At 72.1% G+C, this 13538-nt stretch carries 14 protein-coding genes; 6 read left to right on the top strand and 8 right to left on the bottom strand.

Going from position 1 to position 13538, the window contains the following annotated elements:
• Positions 1-3 precede the first annotated feature (3 nt).
• The 5 genes from AB0O76_RS04005 to AB0O76_RS03985 all read right to left on the bottom strand — a co-directional run bounded on the left by AB0O76_RS04005 (position 4) and on the right by AB0O76_RS03985 (position 5736).
• Entirely contained in the window at positions 4-780 is a 777-nt protein-coding gene (locus tag AB0O76_RS04005; RefSeq protein ID WP_365485119.1) for a glucose 1-dehydrogenase, read from the bottom strand.
• 104 nt (positions 781-884) lie between these two features.
• Complete coding sequence (locus AB0O76_RS04000) at positions 885-1469, bottom strand: TetR/AcrR family transcriptional regulator (RefSeq protein WP_365485116.1); 585 nt, start codon at positions 1467-1469, stop codon at positions 885-887.
• Positions 1470-1538: 69 nt separating this feature from the next.
• Complete coding sequence (gene nirD, locus AB0O76_RS03995) at positions 1539-1886, bottom strand: nitrite reductase small subunit NirD (RefSeq protein WP_365485113.1); 348 nt, start codon at positions 1884-1886, stop codon at positions 1539-1541.
• Positions 1886-4492 (bottom strand): nitrite reductase large subunit NirB, encoded by a 2607-nt coding sequence (gene nirB / locus AB0O76_RS03990; RefSeq protein WP_365485556.1) that lies wholly within the window; start codon positions 4490-4492, stop codon positions 1886-1888. The genes nirD and nirB overlap by 1 nt, the downstream gene beginning before the upstream one ends.
• A 5-nt stretch (positions 4493-4497) precedes the next feature.
• A complete protein-coding gene (locus AB0O76_RS03985) occupies positions 4498-5736 on the bottom strand; it encodes an FAD-dependent oxidoreductase (protein ID WP_365485110.1) in 1239 nt (412 codons plus the stop codon).
• A 255-nt stretch (positions 5737-5991) separates the two neighbouring features.
• On the opposite strand from AB0O76_RS03985, the gene AB0O76_RS03980 reads away from it, so the two are divergent.
• Complete coding sequence (locus tag AB0O76_RS03980; protein ID WP_365485107.1) at positions 5992-7404, top strand: ferric reductase-like transmembrane domain-containing protein; 1413 nt, start codon at positions 5992-5994, stop codon at positions 7402-7404.
• Between the two features lie 16 nt (positions 7405-7420).
• Positions 7421-7615: a hypothetical protein gene (locus AB0O76_RS03975; RefSeq protein WP_365485104.1), complete on the top strand. Its 195-nt coding sequence runs from the start codon at positions 7421-7423 to the stop codon at positions 7613-7615.
• Between the two features lie 35 nt (positions 7616-7650).
• Here AB0O76_RS03975 and AB0O76_RS03970 read toward each other — a convergent pair whose 3' ends face one another.
• Positions 7651-8496 (bottom strand): class I SAM-dependent methyltransferase, encoded by an 846-nt coding sequence (locus AB0O76_RS03970; protein WP_365485101.1) that lies wholly within the window; start codon positions 8494-8496, stop codon positions 7651-7653.
• A gap of 114 nt (positions 8497-8610) precedes the next feature.
• Between AB0O76_RS03970 and AB0O76_RS03965 the strand changes: the two genes are divergently transcribed.
• The 4 genes from AB0O76_RS03965 to AB0O76_RS03950 all read left to right on the top strand — a co-directional run bounded on the left by AB0O76_RS03965 (position 8611) and on the right by AB0O76_RS03950 (position 12130).
• The gene (locus AB0O76_RS03965) at positions 8611-9210 is read left to right on the top strand and encodes a TetR/AcrR family transcriptional regulator (protein ID WP_365485098.1); all 600 of its coding nucleotides are present in this window, start codon (positions 8611-8613) and stop codon (positions 9208-9210) included.
• Between the two features lie 97 nt (positions 9211-9307).
• Positions 9308-9859 carry a SigE family RNA polymerase sigma factor gene (locus tag AB0O76_RS03960; protein ID WP_365485095.1) on the top strand — a complete coding sequence of 184 codons (552 nt, stop codon included), beginning with the start codon at positions 9308-9310 and terminating at the stop codon, positions 9857-9859.
• Complete coding sequence (locus AB0O76_RS03955; protein WP_365485092.1) at positions 9856-11229, top strand: PQQ-binding-like beta-propeller repeat protein; 1374 nt, start codon at positions 9856-9858, stop codon at positions 11227-11229. Before AB0O76_RS03960 ends, AB0O76_RS03955 begins: the two co-directional genes overlap by 4 nt.
• Before the next feature lie 118 nt (positions 11230-11347).
• Positions 11348-12130, top strand: a complete 783-nt coding sequence (locus AB0O76_RS03950; protein ID WP_365485089.1) for a TSUP family transporter — start codon at positions 11348-11350, stop codon at positions 12128-12130.
• A 21-nt stretch (positions 12131-12151) separates the two neighbouring features.
• Here the strand turns inward: AB0O76_RS03950 and AB0O76_RS03945 are convergent, their stop codons facing one another.
• Together AB0O76_RS03945 and AB0O76_RS03940 are read right to left on the bottom strand one after the other, a co-directional pair.
• Positions 12152-12793 carry a class F sortase gene (locus tag AB0O76_RS03945; RefSeq protein ID WP_365485086.1) on the bottom strand — a complete coding sequence of 214 codons (642 nt, stop codon included), beginning with the start codon at positions 12791-12793 and terminating at the stop codon, positions 12152-12154.
• A gap of 123 nt (positions 12794-12916) precedes the next feature.
• The gene (locus tag AB0O76_RS03940; protein ID WP_365485083.1) at positions 12917-13465 is read right to left on the bottom strand and encodes a hypothetical protein; all 549 of its coding nucleotides are present in this window, start codon (positions 13463-13465) and stop codon (positions 12917-12919) included.
• Positions 13466-13538: the final 73 nt, after the last annotated feature.

Here is a 13538-nt window from a genome sequence, read left to right as displayed (position 1 = left end):
GCCTCAGGCGGCGGCGCCCCCGTCGATCACCAGGTCCGTGCCCACCGCCGACGCCGATTCGTCCGACGCGAGGTAGAGCACGGCGGCCGCGATCTCCGCGGTCGACGAGACCCGGCCGAGCGGTGTGGCGTTCTTCATGCGCTCCGTGCGCTCGGCCTCGGTCTCGCCCGGACGCAGCGACATGGTGGTGTCGGACGAGCCGGGGCTCACCGCGTTGATCCGGACCCCGTCCCGGATGTGCTCGGCGGCCGCACCCTTGGTGAGCGCGGAGACGGCCGCCTTGGTGGCGCCGTAGCCGATGGTGCCCGGAAGGCTGATGTGCGGGCCGAGCGTGGAGGAGATGTTGACGATGGCCCCGCCCCCGGACTGCGTACGCATCTGCCGCACCTCGGCCTGGAGGGCGAGCAGTACGCCGGTGACGTTGATGTCGAGCATCGTCCGCCAGTCCTCCTCGGGCAGCTCCGCGATCGGTTGGCCGGCCCGCAGGACCCCGGCGTTGTTGACGGCCACGTCCAGGGAGCCGAACCGCTCGACGGCCGCGTCGACGAGCGCCGCGAGGTCCGCCGAGCGCGAGACGTCGGCGGTGACGGCGAGCGCGGTGCCGCCGGACTCCTCGATCAACCCGACGGTCTCCTTGAGCGGGCCCTCCGTACGCCCGGCGACGACGACGTTCGCGCCCTCCGCGGCGAAGGCGAGTGCGATGGCCCGGCCGAGTCCGGAGCCGCCGCCGGTGACGAGGGCGGTACGGCCGGTGAAACGGGTGCGCGGTGCTGAAGTCATGACAGAGCTCTTTTCTTGAACGATCGGTTCAGTATGAGGGCATGAGAGAGGGGCGTATGAGGGCATGAAAAAAGAGGCCAGGGGTGAGCCGGAGTGGTCTGAATTCAGTCCAGCAGGCTCAGCGCCTGCTCCGTCGCGTCCCGCAACCGCGCCGGATCCTGCGACGCCTTGCCGACCACGCGCAGCCCCTGCGTCAGGGTCAGCAGCAGGCGCGCGAGGGCGAGCGGGTCGCGGTCCTCCGGGAGCTCGCCCTGCGCCTGTGCGCGGACGAGCGCCGAGTGCAGCAGCGTCTCGATGTGCTCCCAGTTGCGCTCGACGCAACGGGCGGCCGCTTCGTCGTGCGGGCCCAGTTCGGCCGCCGTATTGGTGATGAAGCAGCCGTTCAGGCGTCCCTGCTCGGAGGCGGACTCGCCCCCGAAGCGGCGCACCACCGCGCGTACGGCGGGCAGTGCGGGCCCCGGCTGCGAGAGTTCGGTCAGGAGGCGCGGGTTCTGGGCCTTGGCGTATCGGTCGAGCGCCTTCATGTACAGCTCGTGCTTGTTGCCGAAGGTGGCGTAGATGCTGGCGCGCCCGATGCCCAGCGCCTCGACGAGATCCGCCATCGACGTCGCCTCGTAGCCGCGCCGCCAGAACAGCTCTAGGGCCGACTGGAGCGCGGCGTCCGGATCGAATCCCTTGGTCCTGGCCACGAGGGAAGGGTAAGCGGTTCTGGAACGGGCGGTCAAGTAAGGCGATCGAGCGATCAGGCGATCGAGCGATCAGGCGAGCCGGACCGTATGCGTCTCCACTGTCACCGAGTCGTCGTCCAGGCACCGCCCCGTCTCCAGGTCGAAGCGCTGCTTCAGGAGTGGCGACGCGACGAACGGGCGCCCGCCCGCCGCGCCGAGCAGACCGCGCGAGAGCACCGCGGCGCCGGTGAACGGGTCGCGGTTGTCGATCGCGTACGCGCGGCCCGTGCGGTCGATGAAGAGTGCGGCCTGGCGGCCGTCGGGGAGCAGGGCGGCGATGCCACGGCCCGGCTGCAGCCGTGCGCGGTCGCAGACCTCGAACCAGTCGTCTTCCAGGCGGAGTTGAACACTCGTCGGGGCAGTCATCGGGGCAGTCATCAGGATGCGGCACCTTCCAGGTCGCGAGGGCGGGAGCCGATGCTCAGCAGCGGCAGGTCGGGCTTGATCTGGCCCCGCTCGGGGACGAAGCTCACCGTGGGGTCCGGGACGTCCGGCGCGTTCACGAAGGACACGAACCGGGCGAGCCGCTCGGGGTCGTTGATGGTCTCGGACCACTCGTCGCGGTAGTGCGCGACATGGTCGGCCATCAGGGCCTCGAGCTCGGAGCAGATGCCGAGCGAGTCGTGGACGACCACGTCGCGTACGTGGTCCAGGCCGCCCTCGATCCGCTCCAGCCAGGTCGAGGTGCGCTCCAGGCGGTCCGCCGTGCGGATGTAGAACATCAGGAACCGGTCGATGAGGCGCACCAGTTCGGCGTCGGACAGGTCCTGTGCGAGCAGATCCGCGTGGCGCGGGGTCGCGCCGCCGTTGCCGCCCACGTACAGGTTCCAGCCGCTGGACGTGGCGATCACCCCGAAGTCCTTGGACTGGGCCTCCGCGCACTCGCGGGCACAGCCCGACACGGCGGACTTCAGCTTGTGCGGGGAGCGCAGACCCCGGTAGCGCAGCTCCAGGTCGATCGCCATCCGCACCGAGTCCTGCACGCCGTAGCGGCACCAGGTCTGCCCGACGCACGACTTCACCGTCCGCAGCGACTTGCCGTACGCATGACCCGACTCGAAGCCCGCATCCACCAACCGGGCCCAGATCATGGGGAGTTGTTCGACGCGGGCGCCGAACATATCGATGCGCTGGCCGCCGGTGATCTTCGTGTAGAGCCCGAAGTCTCGTGCCACCTCGCCGATCACGATCAGCTTGTCCGGAGTGATCTCGCCGCCCGGGATGCGCGGCACGACCGAATAGGAGCCGTTCTTCTGGAGGTTGGCGAGGAAGTGGTCGTTCGTGTCCTGGAGGGAGGCCTGCTCGCCTTCGAGTACGTAGCCGTCCGCGCCGATCGTCGGGGCGAGCGAGGCGATGATCGAACCGACCGTCGGCTTGCAGGTCTCGCAGCCCTCGGTGCCGCGCGCCGCCTCGCGTCCGTGGGCGTCGAGGAGCTGCCGGTAGGAGGTGATGCCCAGGGTGCGGACGATCTCGTACAGCTCCTGGCGGGTCTGGCCGAAGCAGCCGCACAGGCCCTTGTCGACCTCGACGCCCGACGCCTCCAGTTCGTCGTTGACCAGCTGGCCGAGCACCTTCACACAACTGCCGCAGCCCGTACCGGCCTTGGTGCATTTCTTGACCTCGGGGACGGTCGTGCAGCTGTGCTCGGTGACGGCGCCGCGGATCGTGCCCTTGGTGACGTTGTGGCAGGAGCAGATGACCGCGGAGTCCGGCAGCGAGGACGGGCCGATCGACACGGGGCCACCCGCGCCCGCGGGAAGGACCAGCTGCTCCGGCGGGACCGGCGGCACGCTGCCGGTCAGCGGCCGAAGCACGCCGTACGCCTCCGCGTCGCCGACCAGGACACCGCCGAGCAGCTCGCCGCCCTGGCCGATGACCAGCTTCTTGTACGTTCCCGAGCGCGAGTCGGAGTAGACGACGTCCAGACAGTCCTCGGCCGTGCCGTGCGCGTCGCCGAAGGAGGCGACGTCCACGCCGAGCAGCTTGAGCTTGGTGGAGAGATCGGCGCCGGTGAAGCTCGACTCCTCGGCGGCGATCGTCGCGGCGGCCGTCTCCGCCATCTCGTAGCCGGGCGCGACCAGACCGTAGACCCGGCCGTCCGAAGCCAGCGCACACTCGCCGATCGCGTACACGTCCGGGTCGCTGGTGCGGCACTGCTCGTCGACGGTGATGCCGCCGCGCTCGCCCACCGAAAGGCCGGTGTCACGGGCGAGTTGATCGCGGGGCCGGACACCGGCGGAGAACACGACCAGATCGGTGGCGAGTTCACTCCCGTCCGACAGCTTCATCCCGCTGACCGCGCCCCGCGTGCTCACGATCTCCTGGGTGCCGACACCCGTGTGCACGGTCAGGCCCATGTTCGTGATGGTGCGCAGGAGCGCCGCGCCGCCGCCCTCGTCGACCTGCACCGGCATCAGGCGCGGCGCGAACTCCACGACGTGCGTGTCGAGTCCGAGCCCGCGCAGCGCGCCCGCCGCCTCCAGGCCAAGGAGCCCGCCGCCGACGACCGCACCGGTCTTCGCGTACGTCTTCGCGTACTCCTCGATGGCCAGCAGGTCCTCGATGGTGCGGTAGACGAAACAGCCCGTCGTGTCCTTGCCCGGCACCGGCGGTACAAAGGGGAAGGAGCCGGTGGCGAGGACGAGCGTGTCGTACGCGAAGGTCTGCCCCGAGCGCGCCGTGACGGTCTTCGCGTCCCGGTCGACGGACTCGGCGGGATCGCCCACATACAGCTCGATGCCGTGCTTCTCGATGAATTCCGGGTCCGTGAGGGAGAGTTCGTCGGGGGTGCGGCCGGAGAAGTACGAGGTGAGCTGTACGCGGTCGTAGGCGGGCCGCGGCTCCTCGCACAGGACCACGACGCGGTGCGTGTCGGTGAGACCGCGCGCGGCGGCGGCCTCCAGGAAGCGCTGGCCGACCATGCCATGCCCGACGAGCACGATGGTGCCTTGGGCGGTGCTGTGGCGGGGGGTGTCCGTGGGCATGGGCATCAGAGGCCTCCGTCGTGAGTGAGCAGGTGGAGCAAGGGGCTGCCGTCGTCCTCGGGCAGCGGGTCGTCGGACTCCCATGCGCGGGCGAGCGCGCCGACGGTGCCGAGCTCGCCGAGCAGGACCCCGCCGACGAGCCGGTCGCCCCGCACGACGACCTTGCGGTACGTCCCGCGGGTCGCGTCCGCGAGCTGCACCACGTCGTCGTCGGGTCGGGGCTCGGGGTCGCCGAAGGCCGCCAGGTCCAGGGGAGCGGAGCCCGGACGGCCGGTGTGCAGGGTGAGCCGGGTCAGGGCGCGGGTGCCGGAGTACGGCCGCGCGCTGTCCGGCGAGAGCAGGGAATCGGCCAGGGCGTCGGCCTGTTCGAGTGCGGGCGCCGCGAGGCAGCGCACCTCGCCGGAGTGCTCGGCGCAGTCGCCGATGGCCCGGATGTGCGGATCGGACGTGCGCAGCTCGTCGTCGACGACGATGCCGCGCCGTACGTCGAGCCCCGCGGCCTGGGCGAGGCCCACGCGGGGGCGGACGCCGCAGGCGAGAACGGTGAGGTCGGTGCCGAGCAGATAGCCGTCGGCCAGCTCGACGGACCGTACGGCCCCGTCGACCTGCCGCACACCGCGCACCCGGCACTCGGTGTGCACTTCCACCCCGAGGTCGGTGAGATGCCGGTGGACCAGCTCGCTCGCGGCCGGGTCGAGCTGGCGCTCCATGAGCCGGTCGCCCTGCTGGGTGAGGACGACCTGGGCGCCGCGTACGGCGAGCGCGCGGGCGGCGGAGACGCCGAGCAGCCCGCCGCCGATGACGACGGCGCGCACGCCCGGACGTATCGCGTCCGAAAGCGCGAGGCAGTCGTCCATGGTCCTGAAGGGGTGCACACCGCGCGGCAGCTCGCGGGCTTCCGGCGCGAAGAGGCCGCGCAGGGGCGGCAGGACCGGGTTGGAGCCGGTGGCCAGGACGAGCGTCTCGTACCGGACGACCCGGCCGTCCGCGCAGTGCACGAGCCGGTCCGCGCGGTCGACCCGGACGGCGCGGGTGCGCAGGAACGTCCCGGGGGCGGCCGGCAGGCCGATGACCTCCGGTCCGTACCGGCCCGCGAGGACATCGGCGAGCAGCACCCGGTTGTAGGGCGCGTGCGGCTCCTCGCCGATGAGCACGGCGGCACCCCCGAGCCGCTGGGCGAGCCGCATACCGGCAAGTCCCGCGCCGATCACCGCCACGCGTGCGTTCGAGGTAGATGAGGTCATGTACGGCAGCGTGCGGGGGCGGTGTTACCCGACCGCATCCTCACTGTTTCCCGGGGGGAACGCTGCCCTCAGCGGGCGCCGGGGCGGGGTGTGAGGGTGCCCCGCGGCGGTGCGTGCCGAACAGGCCTTTCCCGCCCACCCGCCCGTTGCCCCGGGCTTAACCGCCGTTGAGCCGATCCTCAAGACCACCTTAAGGATCAGCAATCAGCCCCTGACCAGCCGCTTTCAGCGGCGCCCCGCGCCTAGTCTGCGGCGGTGACCACCGAGGCTGCCGAATCCCGGCTTTCCGCGTACCCCGCGCTGTCCGCGTACCTGCGTCAGAGGCGTCGGCGGCCCCCGGCCGCCGCCACTCCCGCGGCGCCGGTCCGTGTCACCCCTGCCGCCCTGCGGGGCGGAATTCTCGGCGCGGCCCTCGCCGTCACCGCGCTCTGGGCCGTGCAGGCCGAACCCTCGGCCCGGCTCGACGTGGTGTTCGCGACCGGCGCCCACCTCACCGGGCTGCTCGCCGGGTACGGCGTCCTTGTCATGCTCTTCCTGATGGCCCGCGTACCCGCGATCGAGCACGGCGTCGGCGCCGACCGGCTCGCCCGGCTGCACGTCCTGGGCGGTCGCCACGTACTCATCCTGTGCCTGGGCCACGCCCTGCTCGCCCTGTGCGGATACGCCGCCCACGCCGACACCGACCTCGTCGGCGCCACCCTCGGCCTGCTCGGCTATCCGGGGCTCGCCCTCGCCGTCGTCGGCACGTCCCTGCTCGTCGCCGTCGGCGTCACTTCGGCGCGTGCCGTGCGGCGCCGCGTGCCGCACGAGACGTGGCGGGCCGTGCACCTGCTGACTTACCTCGGCGCGGCGCTCGCCTTCGTACACCAGCTCGCCGGGCCCGATGTGGCGGGCGGCGTGCTCACGGTGTGGCTGTGGTCGCTGCTGCACGCGGGCGTCGCGGTCCTGCTGGTCTGGTACCGCGTCGTCGTACCCGTGCGGCAGGCCCTCCGGCACAGCCTGCGCGTCATCGACGTACGCGATGAAGGGCCCGGAGTCGTGTCAGTCGTCATGCAGGGCATCGGGCTCGACGAACTGCGGGCCGAGGCGGGGCAGTTCTTCCGCTGGCGCTTTCTGCGGCGCGGGCTCTGGCGCACCGCGCTGCCGTTCTCGCTGTCCGCGCCCGTGCGCGACGACACGCTCCGGATCACGGTGAAGGCGATCGGCGATCACACTCGGCGGGTGCGCAGGCTCAAGCGCGGGACGCGGGTGCTCGCCACCGGGCCCTTCGGGGCGCTGACCGCCCATCGGCGTACGAAGCGGAAGGTGCTGCTGCTCGCGGGCGGGATCGGCATCACGCCGATGCGGGCGCTCTTCGAGACGCTGCCCGGCGGGCCCGGTGACATCACGCTGCTCTACCGGGCCGGGAGCGCGGAGCAGCTGGTCCTGTGGGAGGAGCTGGAGGAGATCGCCCGGAGCAGGGGCGCAGGGCTGCACTATCTCCTCGGCCGGTCCGACGCCGCCTTCGATCCCCTTGCGCCACAAGCGCTGCGCAATCTCGTCCCCGACCTCGCCGAACATGACGTCTATGTGTGCGGGCCGCCGGGGATGGCGGCGGGGGCGGTTGCCGCGCTGGAGCGGGGCGGGGTGCCGCGGGAGCGGATCCATGCCGAGTGTTTCGCCTTCTAGAGAGCTGACAGCTGACATGGGACGTCACCGCAGACCCGTACGCCCCGGGCAGGGGCCCACGCTTCAGGCGCGGCGGAAGCTGGCGGCAGGCCTCGCCGGGGCGAGCGCGCTGGTCGCCACGGCGCTGACCCTCACGCTCGACCCGGCGGCCCCACCGGCCCCGGACCGCCCCTCGTCGGGGGTACCCGCGACGCCGCAGGTCGCGCCTTAGAGCCTTAGAGCCTTAGAGGCATAGAGCCGTAGGGGCTACTTCGCGCGCTCGGCCGTCACCAGCCAGGCGGTGCCGCGCAGCCGCAGCTCCCCGTCCCGCTCGTGGGGGCGCAGTACGTCGGTGAGGGTGCGGCGGGCACGCTCCTGGGCGTCCGGTCCGACCTGGCCGAGCAGATGGTGGCCGGGGCCGGAGTCCAGCAGGAACGCGGCCGCGTCATCGGCGTCCCGGCCCCAGTTCCCGTCCGCCTCGACGTGGGTGACGCCGAGCCGCTCGAACCCCGCGGCGGTCAGGACGGAGCGGACGCGGTCCGGGTCGGCCAGCGAGAACATGCCAGGTCCGCCCGGCTTGCCGAAGCCCCCGATGGGCAGGATGTCGCCGAGTGCCGCGATGGCCTGGAGCCATTCGCTGCCCTCGGCCTCGGCGGCGCAGATGAAGGCGGCGCGGCCGCCGGGGCGCAGGGCGCCCGCGATGTTGGTGAACGCGGCGACGGGGTCGGCGAAGAACATCACGCCGAAGCGGCTGAGCATCACGTCGTACGTGTCCGGATCGAAGGGGTGGACCTGGGCGTCGCCCCGCTCGAACACCACGTTGTCGATGCCCTCGTGCCGGGCGCTCGCACGGGCGCGCTCCAGCATCGGTCCCGACAGGTCGAGGCCCAGGGCGCTGCCCGTGCCCACCTGCCGTGCGGCCTGCCTGGTGGTGGCTCCGGCGCCGCAGCCGATGTCCAGGACGCGCTCGCCGCCGGTGAGCGCGGCGGCGGTGAGCAGGGGCTCGTTGAAGCCCGCGTTCACGGCGTCCCAGCGGTCCTGGTTCCGGGCCCAGTGGGTTCCCTCGTAGCCGTTCCATGCCTGTGCCTGCTCGGTGTTGGCGATCTGCTCCATGGGGTGCCTCCTGTGGGACGGGGCCCGGGCCGGGGTGCCGGCGCTAGTATGGGCGCTTGCCCAAACAACAGTATGGGCAAGCGCCCATACTGGCAATCCCCCCAGGAGAAATGCATGTCACCGCGTGGAGTTGCGATCCCCGACCTTCGCGAGCGGCTCTTCGACGCCGCGGAGCGGGTGCTGGCCCGCGAAGGCCCGGCCGCCCTGACCAGCAGGGCCGTCACCGGTGAGGCGGGCTGCGCCAAGGGGGTGCTGCACACGCACTTCGACGGACTCGACGCCTTCATCGCGGAGCTGGTCCTCGACCGATTCGCGCGCACGGCTCAGAAGGCCGCCGGACTCCCCGGCCGGGCGGGGAGTTCGACCGTGCCCGCGAACCTCACTGCGGTCGCCCTCGCCCTGCTGGAATCCCTGGATCCCACGGTCGTAGGCCTTGCCATGACACGCGCGGACGCGTCCCTGCGGATCCGCACGGCGCTGGCGGACGGCGCGCCCGGTTTCGCGGCCATCGAGGAGTCGGTCACCGCCTATCTGGACGCCGAGGTGCGGCTCGGGCGGCTGGCCGCCGCCACGGACGGCGCGGCCGTCGCGCTCGCGCTCGTCGGCACCGTCCACCATCTGCTGATGACCGGCTGGGGCGAGGCCCCCGACCCCAGGGAGCGGGTGGAGCGCCTTGTCGCGCTGCTCGTCGGGACGGCCACGGCGCAGGCGTGAGCCGCCGCCGACTTGGTGTGATCCACAATCTCGCCCGCCGATGGACAGCAGCGGGCGGCCCATCGCGTCGTGATGGTTGCCAAGAAGGGGAGGGTCGATGGAGGCCTCGAATCACGACGAGTTCCGGGAGTTCGTAGCGATGCGCTCCACCGCGCTGCTGCGGCTCGCGGTGCTGCTCACGGGTGGGGACCGGCATGCCGCGGAGGATCTGCTGCAGATCGCGCTGATGAAGGCGTACGGGCGCTGGTCGCGCATCGAGCAGCCCGAGGCGTATGTCCGCCAGGTCCTGTACCGCCAGCAGGTCAACCGCTGGCGGCTGCGCAGGCACCGCGCCGAGACGATGGTGCCCGTACTGCCGGAGTCCGGCACGGACGCCGACGCCGGTGCGGAGTCCGAGCTGCGGGTCGCGCTGTGGGCGGCGCTCGGCCGGCTGACGAAGCGGCAGCGGGCCGTGGTCGTGCTGCGCTACTTCGAGGACTTGCCGGAGGCCGAGGTGGCGGCGCTGCTCGGCTGCCCGGTCGGCACGGTGCGCAGCACGGCGCACCGCTCGCTCGCCAAACTCCGGTCGCTCGTACCGGAGCTCGGGCCCGAGAGGCCCGCGGAACAGGTGCAGCCGCTCAGCTATACGCCGAAGGGGGTCCAGGGATGACGACGGAACAGGTGGAGGAGAAGGTCAGGGACACGCTGCGGGCGGTCGCCCTGGGCGGGGTGCGCGCGCCCGGGGACCTGGCCGAGCAGGTGGTGCGGCGGCGCGGCCGGCGCCGCTTCTCGCAGGCCGCGGGGGCGGCGACGGCCGTCACGGCGATCACTGTGGGGGCGGTGTTCGGCTTCGGGGGCGGCGGCAGCGCCGAGCCCGACCGGCCCGTGCGGCCGGCGGCGTCGTCGCCGGAGGGCTGGCAGCCGTGGCAGAGCGACACTCCGGGCGGCAGCGAGCGGGGCTGCCTGGTGGACGGCTCCGCGCTGTACTGCGCCGGGTCCAAGTACGACGCCGCGAAGTACGACGCCAACACCGGCGAGCGGCAGTGGACCGTCAAGGTCAACCGCGAGGGCGACGGGCTCGACCACCCGTTCGCCGTGCGCGACGGCGTCGTCTACACCTACCGCAACCACACCGCGGAGAACCTGCCGAACGGGGACTACATGGGCGGCACCGACCTGATGGCGGTGGACGCCGACAACGGCGACGTCCTGTGGAAGACCGAGATGCCGCAGGACGACCGCACCGGACAGGCCGCCATGCTCATCGACGGCGCGGTGTTCGTGAACACCCCGTCGCTGCGCACGATGTCGGCCCTCGATCCGCGGACCGGCGACGAGAAGTGGCGCCACACCTGGGACAAGGGCACCGTGTGCCAGCGGGCGGTCCTGAGCGGTACGCCCTACCTCCTGTGTGCGCCGGACGTCGAGAAGCCGGACGGCACCGACGTCTTCCGTCTCGACCCCGCCACCGGAGACGCCGAGAAGGTCACGACCCTCCCCGGCAGGCAGCGGCTCATGGGGACCTTCGGCGACCGTCTCGTCGTGGCCGGAGCGAAGAGTCCGGCCGACAAGGACCTGGTGGTGACCCTCATCAGCAGCTCCGGGGAGCAGGTCTCACACCCCTACCGGATCAACGGAGAGCTGGCCAACTCGGAGGTCATCGGCAACCGTCTGATCACCGTGTCCTGGAAGGGCGAGGCCTCCGTCTACTCGCTGACCACGGGAGAGACCCTGTGGACAAGGCCGGTGGGCGTCAAGATGCCCGACAAGGAGACGATGACGGGCGTCGCACCTCCCTCGGTCGGCATCGCACCTCCCGTGGTCTCGGAGAGGCAGGGGCTCGTGTACTTCTACAGCCCCACCGGATACCTGTCCGCCCTCGATCTGCGCTCGGGTGAGCGGGTCTGGCGCGATCACGTCGAGCCCGGCGAGCCGAAGCCCCACTTCGGGGACACGTCCCAGGTCCTCCTCTACGAGGACGCACTGGTCGTCCGCAACGGCAGCGAGATGGTCTCCCTGCTGCCGCGGATCGGCGACTGACCCGAGGACCGTCGGCCGGGGCGGCACCCCCGCCCCGGCCGACGGCCAACCTCAGAAGACGCTCAACTCCCGCCGATTTCATGGACGGCGTGATCACTCCCTCCATAGGGTCGCGATCATGCCCGACATATCGCTGACCGCCGTCGTCGTCCTCTGTATCGCCGCCCTCGCGGCAGGCTGGATCGACGCGGTGGTCGGCGGTGGCGGGCTGCTTCTGCTGCCCGCGCTGCTCATCGGGCTTCCGGGGGCGACCCCGGCCTCGCACGCCCTCGGGACGAACAAGGCCGTCGCCATCGTCGGCACGGCCGGCGCCGCGGTGACGTACGTACGCAAGGCACCCGTCGATGTGCCGACCGCCGTACGCATCGGGCTCGCCGCGCTCGCCGGGTCGATGGGCGGCGCCGTCTTCGCCGCGGGGATGAGCACCGATGTGCTCAAGCCGGTGATCATGGTCGTGCTTGTCGGCGTCGGCGCCTTCGTCATCTTCAAGCCCGCCTTCGGCACCGCGCCCGCGGCCCGGCCCGCGTCGCCCAAGAGGATCCTCGCCGCGATCGGCCTCGCGGGCCTCGGCATCGGCTTCTACGACGGTCTCATCGGGCCCGGCACCGGTACCTTCCTGGTGCTCGCGCTCACCGCCGTGCTCCACCTCGACCTGGTGGCGGCCTCCGCCACCGCCAAGATCGTCAACTGCTGCACCAACGCGGGCGCCCTCGCGATGTTCGCCTGGCAGGGCGCGGTCATGTGGCAACTGGCCGGTCTGATGGCCGTCTTCAACCTCGCGGGCGGCATGGTCGGCGCGCGCACCGCCCTGAAGAAGGGCAGCGGCTTCGTCCGGATCGTGCTCCTGACCACGGTGTTCGGGCTCGTGGCCAAGATGGCGTACGAGCAGTGGGTCGCCTAGCCACCGGCGCCCGCCGGTGTCTCAGCGCACGCCCGTCAGATGGGCGAAGACCACCACGTTGCCCTGGTAGCCGCTCGAGCGCGAGTACGTGCCGCCGCAGGTGATGACCCGCAACTCGGGGCGGTCCGCCGCGCCGTACACCTTCTCGTCGGGGAAGTTGTTCGCGGCGTAGACCTCGTTCGCGTCGACGGTGAACACCGCCACGCTGCCGTCCCTGCGTTCGACCTCGATGGTGCGGCCCTTGGTCAGGGCGCCCAGGTCGTAGAAGACGGAAGGGCCTTCGGCGTTGTCGACGTGCCCCGCCACGATGGCGGTCCCGGTCTCGCCGGGCGTGGTCCCCGACTCGTACCAGCCCGCGAGATTCGTCTTCTTCGGCGGCGGCACGTCGAGGCTGCCCTGCCGGCTGAGGCCGAGCCCCATGAGCGGCGCGTCGACCCGGATCGAGGGGATCCTGATCCGGTCGGGCGGCGACGGGGGAAGCGCGGACGACGCGGGCGCGGGGCCGATGCCGGTGCCCGCAGGCGCCGACGCCGAAGCGGCCTGCGCGGCGGACGGCTGCGGCGGCGGGCCCGAACCTGCGCCGTTGTGCAGCAGCCATGCGCCGGAGCACAGGGCGATGGCGGTGACGGCCCCTATCGCGGAGTTGAGGGTCTTCCTGCGCATACGTGCCCGTTCTCCTCGGGGTCGGGGAGTCCGGCCCCTCGTCCCCCGCCCGGCCCGCGAGGGACATCGCGGGCCGGGCGGGGGAGGGGGCTTGCGGTACCGGTGGACAGCGGAGGGTGTCCGTCAGATCCTGTCGCCTCTCGCCCGGCGATGCAGGAGCCAGGTACCGCCCGCGGCGGCGACGGCAAGCGCCGCCACACCCGCCGTGGTCTGCACGGGGTCGGGGCCGAGAGCGCCGCCGACCCCCGTCTTCACATGTCCCTTCGGAGTGACCTGCTGCTCGCGGGCGGCGGCCGTGGACGTGATCGTCACGACCAGATCGCCCGCCACCTCCTTGCCGCCCGAGCCGGAGCCCGAGCACTTCGCGACGATCTCGTAGGTGCCGGGCTGCGCCGACGGCGGCACCTTGAACTGCCCGATCGCGTTCTCCTCGTGCGTGCTCGGCGCCAGCGTGAAGGCGCTGGCGCCCACCGCGCTCGCATCGCCCGTCGCGGTCCCTTCGCTGCCGCACGCGGTGGTGTTCACCGTGACGGTGGTGCCGGGAGTGACCGTGGACGGAAAGACCTCCAGGCCCCCGCCGGCGGCGAGCGCGGCGGCCGTTGCGGGCGGCGTGAGCAGCCCCGCCGATGCGACGGCTAGCGCGGCGGTGGTCAGCAGGCGGGCTCTGCGCATCGTGCTCGCTCCTCCGAGGGGCCTTCAGAGGGCACGGCCCGCGGCACCCCCAAGTGCCGCTGCGTCGGTCGAA

The organism is Streptomyces sp. NPDC086554 (assembly GCF_040686095.1).
Classification (GTDB): domain Bacteria; phylum Actinomycetota; class Actinomycetes; order Streptomycetales; family Streptomycetaceae; genus Streptomyces.
This window is presented reverse-complemented; position numbering and strand designations above follow the sequence as displayed.